The 17,967-nt window shown below is 54.4% G+C and carries 15 protein-coding genes; 13 read left to right on the top strand and 2 right to left on the bottom strand.

Translation table 11 applies throughout. From position 1 onward, the window contains the following. The first annotated feature begins 36 nt into the window (after nt 1–36). From J2Z18_RS29480 to J2Z18_RS29440, 9 genes are all read left to right on the top strand, one after another. On the top strand, nt 37–2,217 hold the full coding sequence (locus J2Z18_RS29480) for a RelA/SpoT family protein (RefSeq protein WP_007133177.1): 2,181 nt from the start codon (nt 37–39) through the stop codon (nt 2,215–2,217). A gap of 116 nt (nt 2,218–2,333) precedes the next feature. Further along, on the top strand, nt 2,334–2,780 hold the full coding sequence (gene dtd / locus J2Z18_RS29475) for a D-aminoacyl-tRNA deacylase (protein WP_007133178.1): 447 nt from the start codon (nt 2,334–2,336) through the stop codon (nt 2,778–2,780). Nucleotides 2,781–2,886: 106 nt separating this feature from the next. Beyond that, a complete protein-coding gene (locus tag J2Z18_RS29470) occupies nt 2,887–3,054 on the top strand; it encodes a hypothetical protein (protein WP_007133179.1) in 168 nt (55 codons plus the stop codon). A 199-nt stretch (nt 3,055–3,253) separates the two neighbouring features. Further along, nucleotides 3,254–3,760 carry a type 1 glutamine amidotransferase domain-containing protein gene (locus J2Z18_RS29465; protein WP_007133181.1) on the top strand — a complete coding sequence of 169 codons (507 nt, stop codon included), beginning with the start codon at nt 3,254–3,256 and terminating at the stop codon, nt 3,758–3,760. Nucleotides 3,761–3,838: 78 nt separating this feature from the next. Beyond that, on the top strand, nt 3,839–4,285 hold the full coding sequence (locus tag J2Z18_RS29460) for a hypothetical protein (protein ID WP_007133182.1): 447 nt from the start codon (nt 3,839–3,841) through the stop codon (nt 4,283–4,285). Nucleotides 4,286–4,977: 692 nt separating this feature from the next. Beyond that, nucleotides 4,978–6,231, top strand: a complete 1,254-nt coding sequence (gene hisS / locus J2Z18_RS29455) for a histidine--tRNA ligase (RefSeq protein ID WP_007133183.1) — start codon at nt 4,978–4,980, stop codon at nt 6,229–6,231. 47 nt (nt 6,232–6,278) lie between these two features. Continuing rightward, a complete protein-coding gene (gene aspS / locus J2Z18_RS29450; RefSeq protein WP_007133184.1) occupies nt 6,279–8,054 on the top strand; it encodes an aspartate--tRNA ligase in 1,776 nt (591 codons plus the stop codon). Nucleotides 8,055–8,085: 31 nt separating this feature from the next. Continuing rightward, the gene (locus J2Z18_RS29445; protein ID WP_007133185.1) at nt 8,086–8,841 is read left to right on the top strand and encodes a tRNA threonylcarbamoyladenosine dehydratase; all 756 of its coding nucleotides are present in this window, start codon (nt 8,086–8,088) and stop codon (nt 8,839–8,841) included. 230 nt (nt 8,842–9,071) lie between these two features. Further along, the gene (locus tag J2Z18_RS29440; RefSeq protein ID WP_007133186.1) at nt 9,072–11,243 is read left to right on the top strand and encodes a HelD family protein; all 2,172 of its coding nucleotides are present in this window, start codon (nt 9,072–9,074) and stop codon (nt 11,241–11,243) included. A 223-nt stretch (nt 11,244–11,466) separates the two neighbouring features. On the opposite strand, the gene J2Z18_RS30865 is transcribed toward J2Z18_RS29440, so the two are convergent. Both J2Z18_RS30865 and J2Z18_RS29435 read right to left on the bottom strand, forming a co-directional pair. Beyond that, a complete protein-coding gene (locus tag J2Z18_RS30865; protein ID WP_007133187.1) occupies nt 11,467–11,592 on the bottom strand; it encodes a hypothetical protein in 126 nt (41 codons plus the stop codon). Beyond that, complete coding sequence (locus J2Z18_RS29435; protein ID WP_007133188.1) at nt 11,579–11,893, bottom strand: hypothetical protein; 315 nt, start codon at nt 11,891–11,893, stop codon at nt 11,579–11,581. Before J2Z18_RS29435 ends, J2Z18_RS30865 begins: the two co-directional genes overlap by 14 nt. 463 nt (nt 11,894–12,356) lie before the next feature. On the opposite strand from J2Z18_RS29435, the gene J2Z18_RS29430 reads away from it, so the two are divergent. The 4 genes from J2Z18_RS29430 to nrdG all read left to right on the top strand — a co-directional run bounded on the left by J2Z18_RS29430 (nt 12,357) and on the right by nrdG (nt 17,372). Then, nucleotides 12,357–13,664, top strand: coding sequence for a replication-associated recombination protein A (locus J2Z18_RS29430; protein WP_007133189.1), 1,308 nt, complete (start codon nt 12,357–12,359; stop codon nt 13,662–13,664). A gap of 92 nt (nt 13,665–13,756) precedes the next feature. After that, nucleotides 13,757–14,293, top strand: a complete 537-nt coding sequence (locus J2Z18_RS29425; protein WP_007133190.1) for a PCYCGC motif-containing (lipo)protein — start codon at nt 13,757–13,759, stop codon at nt 14,291–14,293. Nucleotides 14,294–14,649: 356 nt separating this feature from the next. Then, nucleotides 14,650–16,875, top strand: coding sequence for an anaerobic ribonucleoside triphosphate reductase (locus J2Z18_RS29420; protein WP_210095741.1), 2,226 nt, complete (start codon nt 14,650–14,652; stop codon nt 16,873–16,875). Beyond that, nucleotides 16,872–17,372 (top strand): anaerobic ribonucleoside-triphosphate reductase activating protein, encoded by a 501-nt coding sequence (gene nrdG / locus J2Z18_RS29415; RefSeq protein WP_007133193.1) that lies wholly within the window; start codon nt 16,872–16,874, stop codon nt 17,370–17,372. Before J2Z18_RS29420 ends, nrdG begins: the two co-directional genes overlap by 4 nt. The last annotated feature ends 595 nt before the right edge of the window (nt 17,373–17,967 follow it).

Here is a 17,967-nt window from a genome sequence, read left to right as displayed (position 1 = left end):
CCATTTTATATAGAAAGGGAAGAGAAGGACTCCAAAATGGGCATAGAGCGATTACTCGAAAAGGCCAGCGCCTATATTAAAGAACCCGATCTTCTCCGCATCCGGGAAGCGTATGAATTTGCGGAACAAGCCCACCACGGACAAGTGCGGAAATCGGGAGAACCTTATATTCTTCATCCGCTCGCGGTTGCCGACATCGTGGTGAATATGCAGATGGATACGCTGTCGATCATCGCTGCGCTGCTGCATGATGTCGTTGAGGACACGACCGTATCCCTTGACGAGATTCGGGAGCGCTTCGGGGATACCTGCGCCATGCTGGTGGATGGGCTTACCAAGCTCGAGCGGATCCAGTTCAGATCCAAGGAAGAGCAGCAGAACGAAAATTACCGCAAAATGTTTATCGCCATGGCAAGGGATATCCGGGTCATCGTGATCAAACTGGCGGATCGACTTCATAATATGCGGACTCTGAAGTACCAGTCCGAGGAAAGCCAGCGTCGTATTTCCTATGAGACACTGGAGATTTTCTGTCCCATCGCCCACCGTCTCGGTATTTCCGCGATCAAGTGGGAGATGGAGGATATTGCGCTGCGCTACTTGAACCCGCAGCAGTATTACCGCATCGCGAATCTGATGCATAAGAAGCGGGCGGAGCGCGAGCAGTACATCGACAACGTTATCGTCTGCATCCGCGAGAAGCTGGATGAAATGGGCATTCAGGCGGATCTGTCTGGAAGACCGAAGCATATTTACAGCGTCTTTAAGAAGATGACGGTGAAGAACAAGCAATTTAATGAGATTTACGATTTGCTTGCCATTCGGATTATTGTCGACAATATTAAAGATTGTTATGCTACGCTGGGCATTATCCACACTCTGTGGAAGCCGATGCCCGGTCGATTCAAAGATTATATCGCTATGCCGAAGACGAATATGTACCAATCCTTGCATACGACCGTCGTCGGGCCTAACGGAGAGCCTACCGAGGTTCAGATCCGGACGTGGGAGATGCATCGCACGGCCGAATACGGTATCGCCGCCCACTGGGCGTATAAAGAAGGCTCTTCCGGTTCCAGCGGAAGCTTCGACAATCGGCTGACATTTTTCCGTGAAATCCTGGAGCTTCAGCATGAGACGAAGGATGCATCAGAGTTTGTTGAATCGTTAAAAATGGACTTTTTCTCGGATTTGGTATTTGTATTCACGCCGAAAGGCGAGGTTATCGAGCTGCCATCCGGTTCGGTGCCCCTGGATTTTGCGTATCGGATTCATACCGAGGTCGGCAACCGGACGATCGGGGCCAAGGTCAACGGACGGATTGTTCCGCTGGACCATCAGCTGAAAACGGGCGATATCGTCGAAATCCTAACCTCCAAGCATTCCTATGGGCCGAGTCAGGATTGGCTCAAGATCGCCCAGTCTTCCCATGCTCGGAGCAAGATCAAGCAGTGGTTCAAGAAGGAAAAGCGCGAAGAGAACGTGGAAAAGGGACGCGAAATGCTGGAGCGGGAGTTTAAGCGCCTCGGCCTTGACGTGTCCGAATGGACGACCGATGATAAGCTGATGGAAGCGGCGAAGAAATTCGCTTTCAATGATATCGAGGATATGCTGTCGGCCATCGGCTTCGGGGGCATTACCGCCGCCCAGATCTGTACCAAGGTAACGGAGAAGATGCGCAGGGAGCAGGAGGAAGCAGCCAATCAGCTGGAGATGACCTCCGAGATGAAGGAGATCAAACCGGCCGAGAAGCGCAGCCGTCCGACGAACGGCGTTCGCGTCAAAGGGATCGATAATCTGCTGGTCCGTTTTGCCCGCTGCTGCAACCCGGTTCCGGGAGACGATATCGTCGGTTATGTTACACGGGGCCGCGGCGTCTCGGTCCATCGCTCGGACTGTCCGAACCTTCCGGCTACAGGCGAAGGCGAAGATGCCGCTCGGGTGATCGAGGTCGAATGGGAATCCTCGGTGGAGGCTAACTACAGTGTCGATATCGAGGTGACCGGGCATGATCGAAACGGGCTCTTGAATGAAGTGCTGCAGGCCGTTTCGGAGAGCAAGACGAATATATCCGCCGTCACGGGCCGCTCGGACAAGAACAAAATGGCGATGATTCATATGACGATTCTGATTCGGAATACCGATCATTTGCATTCGGTCGTCGAGCGCATTAAACGGGTAAAGGATGTATATACCGTTCACCGGATCATGCAGTGATTCTTATTTCGTGCGGGCTTCCGGTTGCCTGATGCAATTCACGGTCTGCTGCCCTTCAGGGAGCAGGCCTTTTATTATTGTGGTAACTTATTTTTTGACAGAGGGAGCTAAGTGTTATGAGAGTTGTCATTCAGCGATGCAAGCATGCGGAGGTTACGGTTGAAGGGGAGGTTGTGGGCCGGATCGGAGAGGGGCTTATGGTGCTCGTGGGCGTGACCCATGAAGATGACGAGAAGGATGTAAAATATATAGCCGACAAGGTGGCCGGACTCCGGATATTCGAGGATGAGGAAGGGAAAATGAACTTCAGCGTCCAGGATGTCGGCGGAGCCGTGCTGTCCGTCTCCCAGTTTACGCTTTACGGCGACACCCGCAAGGGTAAACGTCCGAACTTCATGGCTGCGGCGAAGCCGGACGCGGCCAAGGCGCTGTACGAGGCGTTCAACCAGGAGCTGGCGGCAAAAGGGTTAACCGTGGAAACCGGAAAATTTGGAGCGATGATGGACGTGTCGCTTACGAACTGGGGGCCCGTAACGATTATCATCGACAGCCGTGCCTCCTAGCTCTTATCGGTGCTGACCTTTCATGCATGATCCCGGAATTTTTGGGCAACCTGTGGGGGAATGGTTCTGCTTGCACAACCAAGCGAATGAAGGAGTGATGCGACCGATGCGTCAATCCCCCAAGTCTTCCCTTTGCAGCGGGTTGAAAGCATGTGAGCCGTCTAGCGGCATAAGAGAGAGTACGGGAGTGGAGCGGCTTTCGGCTTCGCCGGAGGATCCTGTGCTGGCGTTGAGAATGAAGGGGCAATACCGAAGGCTGCTGCCGAGATGGTAGCTTCTTTATGGAATAAGAATACATGAATGGATAGAAGGTCCGGGGGATGTCCTCCGGGCTTTTTTATGTTGAAGCGGGTTATATTCAATGCGAGTCTAAGCCGGCATCCCCCTTCATTCTTGCGGAAGTTCGTTGTTATAAAAGAAGCGCGGCAGGGTAATAACAAATCGAGGACCAATCGTGAAAGGAGACATGCCAGATGAGCAAGGTTGCATTTCTGCTAGCAGATCAGTTTGAGGATTCCGAGATGAAGACCCCTTATGACGCCGTGAAGGAAGCGGGGCATGAGGCGGAGATTATCGGCTTGAAACAGGGTCAGGAAGTGAAGGGGAAACAAGGCAAGGCCTCGTATACGACCGATAAAGCGATTGCTGATGCAAATATAGAGGATTATGATGCGGTGGTTATTCCAGGCGGCTCCTCACCGGAGAATCTACGTCTGGATTCCCATATATTGCAGTTTGTCACAGCGGCAGACCGTGCGGGCAAACCGATTGCCGCCATATGCCACGGACCGCAAATTCTGGCAAGCGCCGATTTACTGAAGGGTCGAACGATCACATCGTATCCGCCGCTTCAGGATGATATGGTGAATGCCGGAGCGCAGTTCAAGGATGAAGAGGTTGTAGTGGACCGGAATTTCATTACATCCCGCACGCCGAAGGATGAGCCGGCCTTTGTACGCGAGCTGCTGAAGGCTCTCTGATTCGGCAGTGGAGGCAGTTTGTCCATGCAAGACCAGTCTTTTCAAAACGATAGCTTTTGAAAAAAAGGAGGAATGGACATGTCGAAACAAATTCAAGCTTATTTCAGGACCGAAGATGAAGCAGAGGGTGCCAGAACGTCGCTGCTGACCTACCACACCGAGCAGCTTGAGGTGGGTCAGCTGCAAGACCCGATCCGCAGCGGGGCAAATATTCTGGTGCCGCTAGTGCCTTGGAACAATTCGGGCACCGCTGGCGCGACGATGGGAGCCGGTACGGCGGCCGCGCCCGGCGGCGTCATTGGGGCACCCGGCGTCGTTATCGGAGGGGACAGGGCGCTGACCGGGGACCTCGCGGAGGACCGCGCGGACGGCGACCGTTCAGACGGATGGCGGGAAGCGGACGTGACGGACAGAGATTACGGAGAATTGAAGTATGCGTTGTCCGTTAAGGTAAGAGACGAGGATTACGACGCGATTGTCCATAAGCTTCGGGCGAACCATGCGTACGTGGAACGATTCGATTAATTACGAGACAATCAGGCTTATTCTGTTGCGATAGCGCAAGACCGGCTGATTGTGACGAGACCCGACAACCTTTTAAAGCGTTTTCTTGCTTGTAATATAACTGTAATGTTTGTTCAATCTTTCTTTAATATTAGATGCTTATAATAACAGCATGACCCCCTTTTTTATATAATATATGTTTTGGACCTACGGCATTCGGCCAGTAGGTTTTTTTCTTTTTTCGGGTTATTTCTACAAAGCTGCTTGACTTTAGCTCGGCGGTTCATTAGAATCTAAAAATATAATGTTTCGGGTATACTGATAACATCATATCGGATTTGATGACGGGACCAAGTACTCCATCCCCACAAGAACAGAGAGGAATCCCTTTGGCTGTAAGGATTCTCTTGATGAATGGACGAATGACTTCCTCGAGAACAGACGGCGAACCTTCGCACCGGCAGCCCCGGTGGCAGGAACAGTAGCCGATCTGCGCGGCCGGGCGTTACGCGGTTGAAGCGGATGCAGGATTTGCACAGAGTACATGATGTACGCCTGGGCGGGGCCGATCCGGAATGTGGGTGGTACCACGGGTGATATACGTTTATGAACATCTCTCGTCCCAGTTGTCTTTGGACAGCCGGGGCGGGGGATTTTTTAATTTCAAGCGATGTTTGTAAAAGAAAAAAGCAGTAGGATGTGGAGGGATGAAGATGGCAAACGAAAAATTTGAGAAGCCGACCGGCACGCAGGACATTCTGCCCGGAACGGTCGAGAAATGGCAGCTGATCGAGGAGAAGGCCCGGGATTTGTGCCGGAGATATAATTACCGCGAGATCCGGACGCCGATCTTCGAGCAGACCGAATTATTCGAGCGCGGAGTCGGAGAGACGACCGATATCGTTGAGAAGGAAATGTATACCTTCAAGGACAAAGGCGATCGCAGCATGACCCTTCGTCCGGAGGGAACGGCAGGCGTCGTTCGGGCCTTCGTGCAGAACAAGCTCTATGGGGAGCCGGATATTACCAAATTGTATTATATCGGTCCGATGTTCCGTTATGAGCGGCCCCAAGCCGGGAGATACCGGCAGTTCCATCAGTTCGGCGTCGAAGTGTTCGGCACGGCGGATCCGGCTGTGGATGCGGAGGTTATCGCGCTTGGCTATACCTTTTATAAGGAGCTTGGACTTCAAGGCGTGAAGGCGGAGATTAACTCTGTCGGTACGCCGGAGGTACGGGCGGCTTACCGGAGCCGATTGCTTGCTTACCTGGAACCGATGAAGGACAATCTTTGTTCGGACTGCCAATCCCGTATGGAGCGCAATCCGCTTCGCGTGCTGGATTGCAAGAAGGACCAGGACAAATTCACGGATGCGCCTTCCATCCTGGACAGCTTGGATGAGGAATGCAGCGTTCACTTCGGTAAGGTGCAGAGCTATCTGGATGCAATGAACATCGAGTATGAGATTAATCCGAGGCTTGTTCGCGGCCTCGATTATTACACGCATACCGCTTTCGAATTCAAGGCGCAGGGGATCGGCGCTATCGATACGGTCGGCGGGGGCGGACGCTTTAACGGATTGGTGGACCAGATCGGCGGACCGGATCAGCCGGGCATCGGCTTCGGGATCGGCCTCGAGCGCATACAGCTCATTTTGGAACACCAGGGCATAGACCTCTCGGGCGTAAAACCGCTGGATGTGTACTTGGTGGCCCTCGGCGAAGCAGCCGAGCGGGAAGTCGTAAAGATCATTTACGAGCTGCGCGGCAAAGGCATTTCCGCAGAACGGGACTATCTCGGGCGGAAAATGAAAGCTCAAATGAAATCCGCCGATCGTCTGAACGCGCGCTATACGGCCATATTGGGTGATGACGAGCTTGCCCGCGGGGAAATTTCGCTGAAATCCATGGAAAGCGGCGAGCAGCGCACGGTGAAGCTGGAACAGCTGTTTGAAGAACTTGTTTAACCACCCGCGATCAGCGGCTAATTATACTAAAGGGGAATGATAACAAGATGAAAAGGACGCATCAATGCGGTCTGCTGACGACCGCGAACATTGGAGAAACCGTAACGCTGAACGGCTGGGTACAGACCCGCCGCGACTTGGGTGGCGTATTGTTTATCGACCTGCGCGACCGCAGCGGCATTATGCAGGTTGTATTCAATCCGGATTTCTCCGGAGAAGCCTTGGCGGTTGCAGACAAAGTGCGCAGCGAATATGTTATTGCCGTATCCGGTAAAGTCGTTAAACGCGCGCCGGAGACGTTCAATCCAAATCTGCCGACCGGCGAAATCGAAGTTCAAGTGACTGAAATCGAGGTGCTGAACGCTGCCAAGACGCCGCCGTTCTTCATCGAGGACGGGGTTGAGGTTGATGAGCAGCTTCGCCTGAAATACCGATATTTGGACCTGCGTCGTCCGGAAATGCAGAAGACGCTGATGCTCCGCTCCAAAGCGGCCAAAGTATTCCGCGACTTCCTTGACGGCGAAGGCTTCGTCGATGTAGAGACGCCGATTCTGACCAAGAGCACGCCGGAAGGCGCGCGGGATTACCTCGTGCCGAGCCGCGTACATGCGGGCGAATTCTTCGCTCTGCCGCAATCTCCGCAAATCTACAAGCAGCTGCTGATGGTCAGCGGTCTCGAGCGCTATTACCAGATCGCGCGCTGCTTCCGGGACGAGGACCTGCGGGCGGACCGCCAGCCGGAATTCACTCAGGTCGACATCGAAACGTCGTTCATGGAGCGCGATGATCTTCTGAATATGATGGAGCAGCTCATGGTCAAATTGTTCAAGGAAACGATCGGCGTAGAGCTTGCGACTCCGTTCCAACGCATCAGCTATGCCGAAGCGATGGGCAAATACGGCTCCGACAAGCCTGATCTTCGTTTCGGGCTCGAGCTGATCGAGATGAACGATATCGTCGCAAACAGCGGTGTCAAAGTATTCTCCTCTGTTATTGAAAAAGGCGGCGAAGTGAAGTGCTTGAATGCGAAGGGCTGCGGTACCTGGACCCGTAAAGAGATCGATGACCTGGGACCATATGCGGCTCGCTACGGCGCAAAGGGTCTGGCCTGGATTCAAGTGAAGGAAGGCGAATTCAAGGGACCGATCGTGAAATTCTTTACGGAGCAGGAGATCGAAGCGGTACGCGAGCGCACCGGCGCCGAGGAAGGCGACCTGCTGCTGTTCTCCGCCGACAACAAGAAGGTTGTGGCTGATGTGCTTGGGGCGCTCCGTCTGAAAATCGGACGTCAGCTCGGTCTCATCAACGACAATGAATACAAGTTTGCATGGGTGCTTGACTTCCCGCTGCTCAGTTATGACGAAGAGGCGAAGCGTTATGTTGCCGAGCACCATCCGTTCACCCGTCCGAAGGACGAGGATCTGGAACTGATGGACACCGATCCGCTTGCCGTGCGCGCTCAAGCGTACGACCTGGTGCTGAACGGCTATGAAGTCGGCGGCGGTTCGATGCGGATCTACAAGCGCGAAATTCAAGAAAAAATGTTCGCAGCGCTCGGCCTTTCGCCGGAAGAGGCGCATGAGAAATTCGGCTTCCTGCTGGATGCGTTCGAGTACGGTACGCCTCCGCACGGCGGGATCGCCTTTGGCTTCGACCGTCTGGTGATGCTGCTGGCCGGCCGCAACAACCTGCGGGAGACGATTGCGTTCCCTAAGACGGCAAGCGCAACGGATCTGCTCATGGACGCTCCTTCCCAAGTGGACGGCGGACAGCTTGAGCAGCTGCATATCAAGCTGGCCAAGAAGCCGGGCGACGAGAAGTAAGCCGTCTGTCGATAAAGGAGGATTTGCATACATGCTGCATCAATTTTCCCGGACGGAACTAGCCATTGGCCCTGAGGGCCTTGAAATCATGAAGAACAGCACGGTCGCGGTGCTCGGGATCGGGGGCGTCGGCTCCATAGCGGTAGAGGCTCTGGCCCGTACCGGTGTCGGTCGCATCATTCTGATCGATAAGGATGTCGTTGATATTACGAACATCAATCGTCAGATCCACGCGCTGACGACGACCATCGGTCAGAAGAAGGCGGATCTGATGGTCGAGCGAGTGAAGCTCATCAATCCCGAATGCGAAGCGATCGCACTGAACATGTTCTACACGGAGGAAACTTATGAAGAGCTCTTCAAGTATGAGCTCGATTATGTCATCGACGCCTCCGATACGATCATTTACAAGGTGCATCTGATCAAGGAATGTCTGAAACGAGGGATTCCGATCATCTCGAGCATGGGAGCTGCCAACAAAATGGATCCGACCAAGTTCCAGGTGGCCGACATCTCCAAAACCTCGATGGATCCGATTGCCCGCGTTGTCCGTACCAAGCTGCGCAAGGACGGCATCAAGAAAGGCGTCAAGGTGGTCTTCTCGCTCGAAGAGCCGATGAAGCCCCGCAAAGACGTCACGGAGAAGATCGTTCCGGAGAATGCGCCGGAAATCCGTAAGGCGAAGCAGCCGCCGGCAAGCAATGCTTTCGTGCCGCCGGTAGCCGGACTCATCATGGTGAGCGTGACCGTAAGAGAGCTGCTGGAAAAGGGCGGCGTCACCGTATAACCGAAAAAATGGATCAGGCAAAAGCAGCATCCCATGGCCGGGATGCTGCTTTTTTGGCAAACGCAACTCGTCGGCCGGATCACGCAGCACGTAACAGGGTACTAGTGTAAGCGGTATGATCTGGTATAACGGCTGGAGGTATGTTACAATAGAACTCCTTTTTGTGTCACGGCTCGCAAAGCCAGGCTTTTCGATGCGAAAAAATTAGAATTCTTAGGAGGTAACTGAAAGTGTCACAATCTTTTCAAAGTGCCTATCAAGAAGAGGAGTCAAGGCTTCGCGAGGTGATCGTCGAGATCGACCGGCAGCTTGAACGGCTGCGCAGCATCCCGGTGTATACCGGACATGATTTTACGGAGCAGGTGCTCGAGGCCGGGAGGGAAGAGAAGCGGCAGGCGCTGGCCAAGAGCTTGCCTGAGCCTTACTTCGGGAGGCTGGATTTTCAGGAGAACGGGACCGGAGAGAAGAAACCGCTGTATATCGGGAAGGTAGGCTTCGATAAGGAAGAGGCTGGGGATCATCCGATGGTGATCGATTGGCGCGCTCCTGTCGCAAGCCTGTTTTATTCGTTTACGGGCGGAACGGAGCCTGCATCCTTCGAGGCGCCGGAGGGGTTGATTGAAGGGCTGGTATATCTCAAACGCAATGTCGTCATCCGGAAGCAAATACTGGAGCGGGTATCAGATACGTACAATCGCGAGAGCGGCGGTCCGGCCGTAAATGACGAGTTTCTGGTCTACCGTCTAGGAGAGAACAAGGACAACCGCCTGCGGGATATCGTCTCGACGATACAGGCTGAGCAGGACAAGATTATTCGGGCGGCGAAAAACACGGCGCTGATCATCCAGGGGGTTGCGGGAAGCGGAAAAACCACGGTAGCGCTTCATCGGCTTGCTTATTTGCTGTATCAGTACAAGGAGCAGGTCCATGCGGAAAAAATGATTATTTTTGCACCGAACCTGATGTTTCTGGACTACATATCCGACGTCCTGCCGGAGCTGGGGGTTGGAGATATCCAGCAGCGCACCTTCGGCGACTGGGCAGCCGAGCTGCTTGGAATCGAGCTGTTCTCGGGAGACCACGCGCAGACGCTTCATCGGTGGTTCGAGAGCGAGCCGGGGCGCGGGACCCCGGATGTTAACGATGAGGTCAGCGGCCGTTACAAAGGCTCGTTGCGCCTTATGGGGCTGATCCGCCGCTTTGTCGAACGGATGGAGCGCAATGCGCTCCCGGACGAGGACTTCTCGCCTTGGGACGGGGCCGTTCTGAAGCGGGAGGCGATCGCCGAGTGGTTCGAGCAGGAATATAAGCCTTATCCGCTTGCCAAGCGGAAGGAACGGCTGCTTGCCCGGCTGCATCGCTGGATCGAAATGGAGCTGAAGAAATCGCCATCCGGGGCCGTCATGAAGGAACGGAAGAAGAAAGCGTCCCAGCGGGAAAAAGCGTACGCGAACCGGTGGCCGAAATTTGAGCCGCTTGCCCTGTATAAACAGCTGTTTGGGGCATCGAAGGCAGCTGGAGCATGGGTCGAGGAGCTGTCGGCGGAAATTCCGGCCGATGTGCTTAAGGCAACGCGGAAGGATCTGAAGCAAAATATCGTTCGGGAAGAGGATCTGCCGGCGCTGTTATATTTCCACTGCCTGCTCAATGATATTACGGGCGAGCAGCGCTTCGACCATATCGTCATCGACGAGGCGCAGGATTTCTCCCCATTTCAGGTAGCCGTACTGGATCTGTTCGTCAGGGGGCATTCCTTCACCATCCTCGGCGATCTGTCGCAGGGCATTCATGCCTATCGCGGCGTTCATGCCTGGGAGGAAATGAGCTCCTTATTCAAGGAGGAGGAGACCGCTTATTTTGCCCTGACGCGCAGCTACCGGTCGACGATGGAGATCATCGAATTTGCGAACGGTATTTTGGAAAAGGGTGTCGGCAGCGATCTGCTTGCGGTTCCGGTGTTCCGGAGCGGGGATGCGGTGCGTTTGATCCCTTACGCTTCCGGAAGCTCAAGGACGAAGGATCTGAAGCGGGCGATGGAGTCTCTGATCGCGAAGGATTATCGTACGGTAGCGATTCTGACGCGGACGCTGCTTGAGGCGGAGGCGCTTCACGAAGAGCTGCGTGCGGCATGGCCGGAGCTGAACCTGATCGACGGCAGCGAAGGTACGTATCAGGGCGGATACTCGGTGCTGCCGGTCTATTTGTCCAAGGGCCTTGAATTCGATGCGGTCATCGTTGCGGATGCAGATGCGGGACATTACGCGGAGAAAGCTTGGGATGCCAAGCTGATGTATGTTGGCTGTACCCGGGCACTGCACGAGCTGTGGCTGCTGCATGGGGAAGCGCGTCCTTCTTACGTGACGGCGGAGGCATCGGATATTACAGCCATTGGCTGGCCGTGACGTCGTGATACAAGGATACATGGCCGGATATGGATCGATTGCATAGGGATTGACTACGAGCGGAAATAAAAATGCTAGACTAGGGATAGCCCCTGAAGTTAGCGGTTGCTGCATGCACCGTTTCTTCAGGGGCTATTTCCTATGGCGGGGAATTCGTCCTTTGTCTATTCAATACAGCGCAATACACGCAAATAAACGCAAATAAACGCACGGAATAAGTATTCTATCCCAGCATCCGGTACGAATCACCGAGATGGCCGATATACCGAAGCAGCGTCCACACGATGAGGGCAGCAGCTGCCAGCAGCGTTCCCGAGAGAATTGCAATTCGCACTTTATTTCTTTTCATAACAACCTCCGTCGATGCCTATCGAATTACCGGAAGGATTGGCCCTCGCCCGGCGGATTTCCTGCTTGTATTCCCATATCCGAATAGCAGAGCGGATCAACACGTACAGGGAGTACAGAAGCTGGAGCGAAAGAATGATATAGATCATTCGAAAGGCGAGAAGATGCTCTGTCAGAGCTTCAGGCTCATAGATTTCGAAGAGCACTTGATTGTGCTGGGCATGAATGCACATTATGAGCAGACTCGCCCCGATTCCGATGGCCGCATGAACCATTTTCCGCTTGGCATTCCGGATCTTCATGCCCGCTTCCACTCTCCCCTTAATAACGGCTTTATATACATTTAACGCTCACAAGTAGAAAAAAGTTAGGATAGATCTAAAATGAATCTAAAACGGGAGGATGAATCAAAAAGCAAATGCTCGACGTCAGCCCCGAATCGTGTGGGAACGAACCGGACCGACCATCTCTCTGGGAGTGAGAGAATGAACCGCCGCCGCCATCTCTCGGGGATGGGAATGAACCGCCGCTGTCCATCACTCGGGGCAGTGTAGGGAATGAACCGTCGCCGACCATCACTCGGGGCAGTGTAGAGAATGAACCGTCGCCGACCATCACTCGGAGCAGTGAGGGAACGAACGGCTGCCGTCCATCGTGCCGGCAGTGCGGGCACGCCCGCTGCATATATGATATGATAAGCTGTGATAGATTTTAAGGGGCCAGGGTCTGGCCGACGACTGATCTAGAGACAAGGAAGTGTAGCAAATGGATTTATTCAGTTACGGACGCGAAGCCGACCGGGATTCCAGGCTGCTGGCCGACCGAATGCGGCCGGTTTCGCTGGATGAATATATAGGACAAGAGCATATCATCGGGCCGGGGAAGCTGCTCCGGCGAGCCATCGAAGCGGACCAGGTATCATCTATTTTGCTGTACGGTCCTCCCGGATGCGGCAAAACGACGCTCGCCCATATTATTTCACAGCAGACCAAGGGCCATTTTGTCCGGCTTAATGCGGTTGAGGCCTCGGTTAAGGATGTGCGGGAAGTCATTGAACAGGCCCAGAGCAACCGCAGCTTGTACGGAACGAAGACGATTCTGTTCCTGGACGAGGTGCACCGATTCAATAGTTCCAGACAGGATGCGCTGCTGCCGGCGGTTGAGAACGGAACCATCATCTTCATCGGAGCGACAACGGAAAATCCGTTTCATTACGTGAACGGGGCCTTGATGAGCCGGTCCACGTTGTTTCAATTGCAGCCTTTAACCAAGGAGCATTCGCTGATTGCGATGCGGCGCGCGCTGACCGATTCCGACAAGGGACTTGGCTATATGGATTTGATCGCGGATGACGAGGCGCTTGAGCATATTGCAACGATGGCTAACGGCGACATTCGCCGGGCCTTGAACGCCCTTGAATTGGCGGCCATGACCACGCCCCCGGATGAAAACGGCACCGTTCATATTACGCTAGATGTGGCCGAGGAATCGATCCGCAAGCCGCTCGTGAAGGCGGATGAATCCACGCAGTACGACGTGCTCTCCGCCTTCCATAAGAGCATTCGGGGCTCGAGCGATGCGGCGGTGTTCTGGTTCCTGTACGCCGTCGAAAAGCTGGGGATGGACCCGATGGTGTTCATCCGGCGTCTTATCGCCGCAAGCAGCGAGGATATCGGCCTTGCCAACCCGCAGGCGATGGTTCAGGCAGTCAGCGCCTTGGAGGCTTACCGGAACAACGGCTGGCCGGAAGCGAAGCTGAACGTTGTCCAAGCGATTGTGTTCGCGGTAGAGAGTCCGAAGTCCAATGCGGTCGTCGAGGCCATTTCCCGCGCCATGGCAGCTATGGACGAGGTGAAGTCGGCGGAGGTTCCACTGCACTTGCGGGATGCCCATTATCAAGGGGCAATCAAGCTTGGGCATGTCGGATATAAATACCCGCATGATTATCCAGGGCATTACGTGAAGCAGGAGTATCTGCCGAAGGAGCTATCCGGTCGGGTGTTTTATCAGGCGACGGAACAGGGGAACGAGGCGAAGATTGCTCACAATCAGCGGCTGAGACGTGAACAATAGGCGTTTTCGGAATGCAGGGAAGCAGGAATGCAGGGATGCAGGTATGAGCAGCTCGTCCTGGGCGGGCACTAATGATTTTAGGGAGGATGAAGATGAGAATAGGGAAAAGAAGCTTTGTCATATTACTGTTATCGATTGGTGTTGTGCTGGGCGGTTGTTCAGCCAAGAGCGGCCAGGAGCAGGCGCCTGACGGACAGGCTGCGGAGTCTGCGCATGCCCATGGACACCAGACGCAGCTGGCCAACGGAGACCTTCAGGAAATGACAGCTTCGGCCGATGTGCTGCCTGAATTTTTGAAGGGCCAGACGAGCGAAATTCAGACCATTTATGCATTGTCCGCTCAGGTGAGCGACGTGCTGAAGCATATACCCTGCTATTGCGGGTGCGGGGAAAGTGCCGGGCATCAAAGCAATCTAAACTGCTTCATTGATGAAATTCGCGAAGACGGGAGCGTCGTATGGGATGATCACGGCACCCGTTGCGGTGTATGCCTTGACATTGCGGTGGAATCGGCAAAAATGAGCAGTGAGGGCAAGAGCTTAACGCATATTCGCCAGACGATCGACGATAAATATGGTACCGGCTATGCAAAACCGACCCCTACGCCGATGCCGCCAGCGGAGAGCTGATTGGCTGTCTGGTGTGCACCGTGCAAACTGAGATTTGTGTGTGTTCTAATGGTTTGTATAAGGAGATGCTGGGCTGATTGACGACTATAACCCTTGAAGCGCTGTTTCACGATCATACAGGATCGGAAGAGGCGCTTTTTTTATGCATGATTACGGGTCCCGTTCAGCTTGACAGATCCCTTAATGGATTGATGGAACGGTCCTTCTCGAAGGAAGGATACCCTGCATTGTTAACCGATCTTTCAACGTTCCGTGATCGAAGTCACAGCTTAATACTATATGTAGATTATAAATTAATATTCGTGCACTATATATAGTATTCAAAGTGATAGATGAATAAGGAGCTGAGACGTCACATGAAGGTGATCAAGCGTGATGGAAGCGGGGCGCCATTTGAGGCAGGCAGGATCGTGAATGCGGTGGACAAAGCTCTTGCAGCCGTTGAAGGCAACGCGCGGAAGGAGGCCTCCGTTCGGATCGCAGGATTCGTAGCCGAAGCGCTGCGGGGGAAGGAACGGATTACGGTTGAGGAGATTCAGGATCTGGTCATTCGGCATTTGCAGCAGGAGGGATTTCGGGAAGTGGCTGCGGCTTACCAGAAGTACCGGGAGTCCCGGGACTTGGAGCGGATTAGGCGGGGCGAGCTGTACAAAATCAGCAGCGACGTGCTCTTGTCGGCCAATCCCGATCTGCTGAGGGAGAATGCGAATTTGAACGGCGAATCGTTCAGTGGAAAAATGAGTCGGATCGGCTCGGAATACAGCAAGTGGATGGCAAGCCGCTTTGTGCTTCCCCCAGAGCTTGCGAATGCCGTACGGGAAGGATCCATTTACGTCCATGACCTGGATCAGTACGCGCTCGGCACGACCAACTGCATCTTCATCCCCTTTGACCGTCTGCTCGCCGGAGGCTTTAATACGGGTAACGGTTCGGTACGGCCGCCGAAAAGCATCATGACGGCGATGGCGCTCGTGGCGATCATTTTCCAATCCCAGCAGAACAGCCAGTACGGCGGCGTCTCCGCGAACAAAATCGATTGGGACCTCGCACCGTACGTTGGCCAAACGTTCCGGCGGCATTTCCGCAAGGGTGCGGCTTATCTCGGAGATGCCGAATCTTCACCAGGGACGGCCGATTGGAATGACGATGAGCTGTACATCGACAACCAGCAACTGAAGGAGAACGCTCGCCGAATTTACCGGTATGCCTATGAAGAAACGCTGAATGAGGTGAGGCAGGCCGCCGAATCGCTAATCCACAATTTGAACACGATGAGCAGCCGGGCCGGGGGGCAAATCCCGTTCACGTCGCTCAATTACGGCATGTGCACATCGACGGAAGGCCGCATGGTATCCCATGCGCTCCTGGATGCCACGATGAACGGACTCGGGCGGGGGGAGACGCCGATTTTTCCGCAGCATATTTTCCAGTGTAAGCGGGGAGTGAACCAGGCGGAGAGCGAGCCCAACTACGACCTGTTCCTGAAGGCGGTCGAATGCTCTAGCCGCAGGCTGTACCCGAATTTCGTCAATGTGGACGCTTCATTCAACCTGCCGTATTACAAGCCGGACGACCCGGATACCATCATTGCCACGATGGGATGCCGAACCCGGACGATCTCCGACCGCTTCGGGCGAAACCGATTGAGCGGCAAAGGCAATCTGTCCTTCAACACCGTCAATTTGGTCAAGTTGGGGATCGAGCATGGCATCGTCCTGCAGCAGCGGGGGAAGCCGGATCTCGAGGGCTTTTTGTCCAGGCTCGATGATTGCATAAGGATCGCTGTAGCCGGACTGGTTCACCGCTTCGGGATCCAAGCCGAACAGCCGGCGAAGGCGTCCGATTTCATGATGAGGGAGGGCGTATGGGAAGGCGGAGAGAAGCTCGCGCCGGAGGATAGCGTAAGGGAACTCATCAAGCACGGCACCTTGGCGGTGGGCTTCATCGGGCTGGCCGAATGCCTGAAGGCGCTGACCGGATGCCATCACGGCGAGGATGATGCGGCCTTTCAGCTCGGCCTCGAGATTGTCCGCCATATGCGGCGGCGATGCGATGAAGCCAGCGAAACCCATAACCTGAACATCACCTTGTTTGCCACGCCGGCTGAAGGCTTGTCCGGGAAATTTACAAGGCTGGACCGTAAGCAGTACGGCGTAATTGAGGGTGTTACCGACCGGGAGTATTACACGAATTCTTTTCACATTCCCGTCTATTACAGCATGCCCGCTTATCGAAAAATTCGCTTGGAGGCTCCGTTTCATGGGCTGTGCAACGCCGGAGCGATCTCGTACGTGGAGCTGGACGGCAGCGCAAGGCTGAACACGAAGGCATTCCAAGACATCGTCCGCTTTGCCTTGGAGGCCGATATCGGCTATTTCTCCGTGAACCATCCGATCGACCGCTGTCTAAGCTGCGGGCATGAGGGGGTAATCGGCAGCATTTGCCCGCAGTGCGGGATCTCCGAAGGGGAGGGGCGCTTCCAGCGGCTGCGGAGGGTGACGGGATATTTAACCGGCAGCTATACCGAGCGTTTCAACTCCGCGAAGCAGGCGGAAGTGAGAGACCGGGTGAAGCATCTGTGAACCTGATCGGCTATGTTCCGGAAAGCATTAGCGAAGGGGAGGGACTCCGGGCAGTGCTCTTCATCAGCGGCTGCCGGCATGCCTGTCCGGGCTGCTTCAATCCGGCGTCTTGGGATTTTGAGGCAGGGGTTCCTTTCACGGAGGAAGTGTCCGCGCGGATCCTTCGGGATATCGCCTCCAATCCTCTGATCGATGGATTGACTTTATGCGGAGGCGACCCGTTCTTTTCGCCGGAGGAGTGCACTGCCTTTGTCGAGAGTTTCCGTTCACACTGTCAGGACAAAACCGTATGGGCTTATACAGGCTTTACATTCGAGGCACTCATGCGGCACCCGAAGCGGCGCGAGCTGGCGCTGCTGTGCGATGTCATTATCGACGGACGGTTCGTGCTTGAGCTGAAGGATGTGTCGCTGCCTTTTCGCGGCAGCTCTAACCAGCGGCTCATCGATGTGGCGGAGACCGTGTGCAGAGGGGTAATCACGGAGTATGCGTTGTGAGCATGTTCATTGAAGTGGCTTTACAAGTCCCGGTGCGCAATCACTCCGCATGTGGATCATGCAACAAATGGGGATGAGTATCTTCACAAGTCCGGTTGTGTGGGATCACTCCGCGTGCGGATCATGCCTCCAAATGAGGCATGAAATGGCCTCACAAAGTCCCGGTGCGCAATCATCACTCCGCATGCGGATCATGCCTCCAATCTCTGTTGTCCACTAATTTTCTTGGAATTATCTCCAATGTCGTAAAAATTAGCGGACAAAGGAGAGCGCTGACGCTTTTCCGGCATGATTCCGCCTGCTCCGTTGAAGTCTTTGTTCGTGGGTGTTGGAGCATGCCCTTTGGGTTTCATTGCAGCTTGGATACGCTACTGTAGGCCGTCGAACAAGCCCCTTTTAGGGACTTGTTCGCTCCCAAGGGGCCCGAACCAGCGGAACAAGCCCCTTTTAGGGACTTGTTCGCTCCCAAGGGGCTCAAACCGTCGTCACAAGCCCCTTTTTGCTCTTCTGTCAAGAAAGTAGACACCTCTAAGCTAAGCTATACACTCGTAATAGCACTGCTCAAAACGCACCGGGGACATATACCCAATCGTAC

Origin of the sequence: Paenibacillus lactis (genome assembly GCF_017873605.1) — a bacterium.
Taxonomy (GTDB): domain Bacteria; phylum Bacillota; class Bacilli; order Paenibacillales; family Paenibacillaceae; genus Paenibacillus_AQ; species Paenibacillus_AQ lactis.
This window is presented reverse-complemented; position numbering and strand designations above follow the sequence as displayed.

Bases quoted from the DNA above. Each gene is read 5' to 3' on its own strand.
- J2Z18_RS29425 (WP_007133190.1), top strand. From the start codon at position 13,757: ATGAGAATAGGGAAAAGAAGCTTTGTCATATTACTGTTATCGATTGGT.
- J2Z18_RS29435 (WP_007133188.1), bottom strand. From the start codon at position 11,893: ATGAAGATCCGGAATGCCAAGCGGAAAATGGTTCATGCGGCCATCGGA.
- aspS (WP_007133184.1), top strand. From the start codon at position 6,279: ATGAAAAGGACGCATCAATGCGGTCTGCTGACGACCGCGAACATTGGA.
- J2Z18_RS29465 (WP_007133181.1), top strand. From the start codon at position 3,254: ATGAGCAAGGTTGCATTTCTGCTAGCAGATCAGTTTGAGGATTCCGAG.
- J2Z18_RS29480 (WP_007133177.1), top strand. From the start codon at position 37: ATGGGCATAGAGCGATTACTCGAAAAGGCCAGCGCCTATATTAAAGAA.
- J2Z18_RS29420 (WP_210095741.1), top strand. From the start codon at position 14,650: ATGAAGGTGATCAAGCGTGATGGAAGCGGGGCGCCATTTGAGGCAGGC.
- hisS (WP_007133183.1), top strand. From the start codon at position 4,978: ATGGCAAACGAAAAATTTGAGAAGCCGACCGGCACGCAGGACATTCTG.
- dtd (WP_007133178.1), top strand. From the start codon at position 2,334: ATGAGAGTTGTCATTCAGCGATGCAAGCATGCGGAGGTTACGGTTGAA.
- J2Z18_RS30865 (WP_007133187.1), bottom strand. From the start codon at position 11,592: ATGAAAAGAAATAAAGTGCGAATTGCAATTCTCTCGGGAACGCTGCTG.
- J2Z18_RS29460 (WP_007133182.1), top strand. From the start codon at position 3,839: ATGTCGAAACAAATTCAAGCTTATTTCAGGACCGAAGATGAAGCAGAG.
- J2Z18_RS29445 (WP_007133185.1), top strand. From the start codon at position 8,086: ATGCTGCATCAATTTTCCCGGACGGAACTAGCCATTGGCCCTGAGGGC.
- J2Z18_RS29470 (WP_007133179.1), top strand. From the start codon at position 2,887: ATGCGTCAATCCCCCAAGTCTTCCCTTTGCAGCGGGTTGAAAGCATGT.
- J2Z18_RS29430 (WP_007133189.1), top strand. From the start codon at position 12,357: ATGGATTTATTCAGTTACGGACGCGAAGCCGACCGGGATTCCAGGCTG.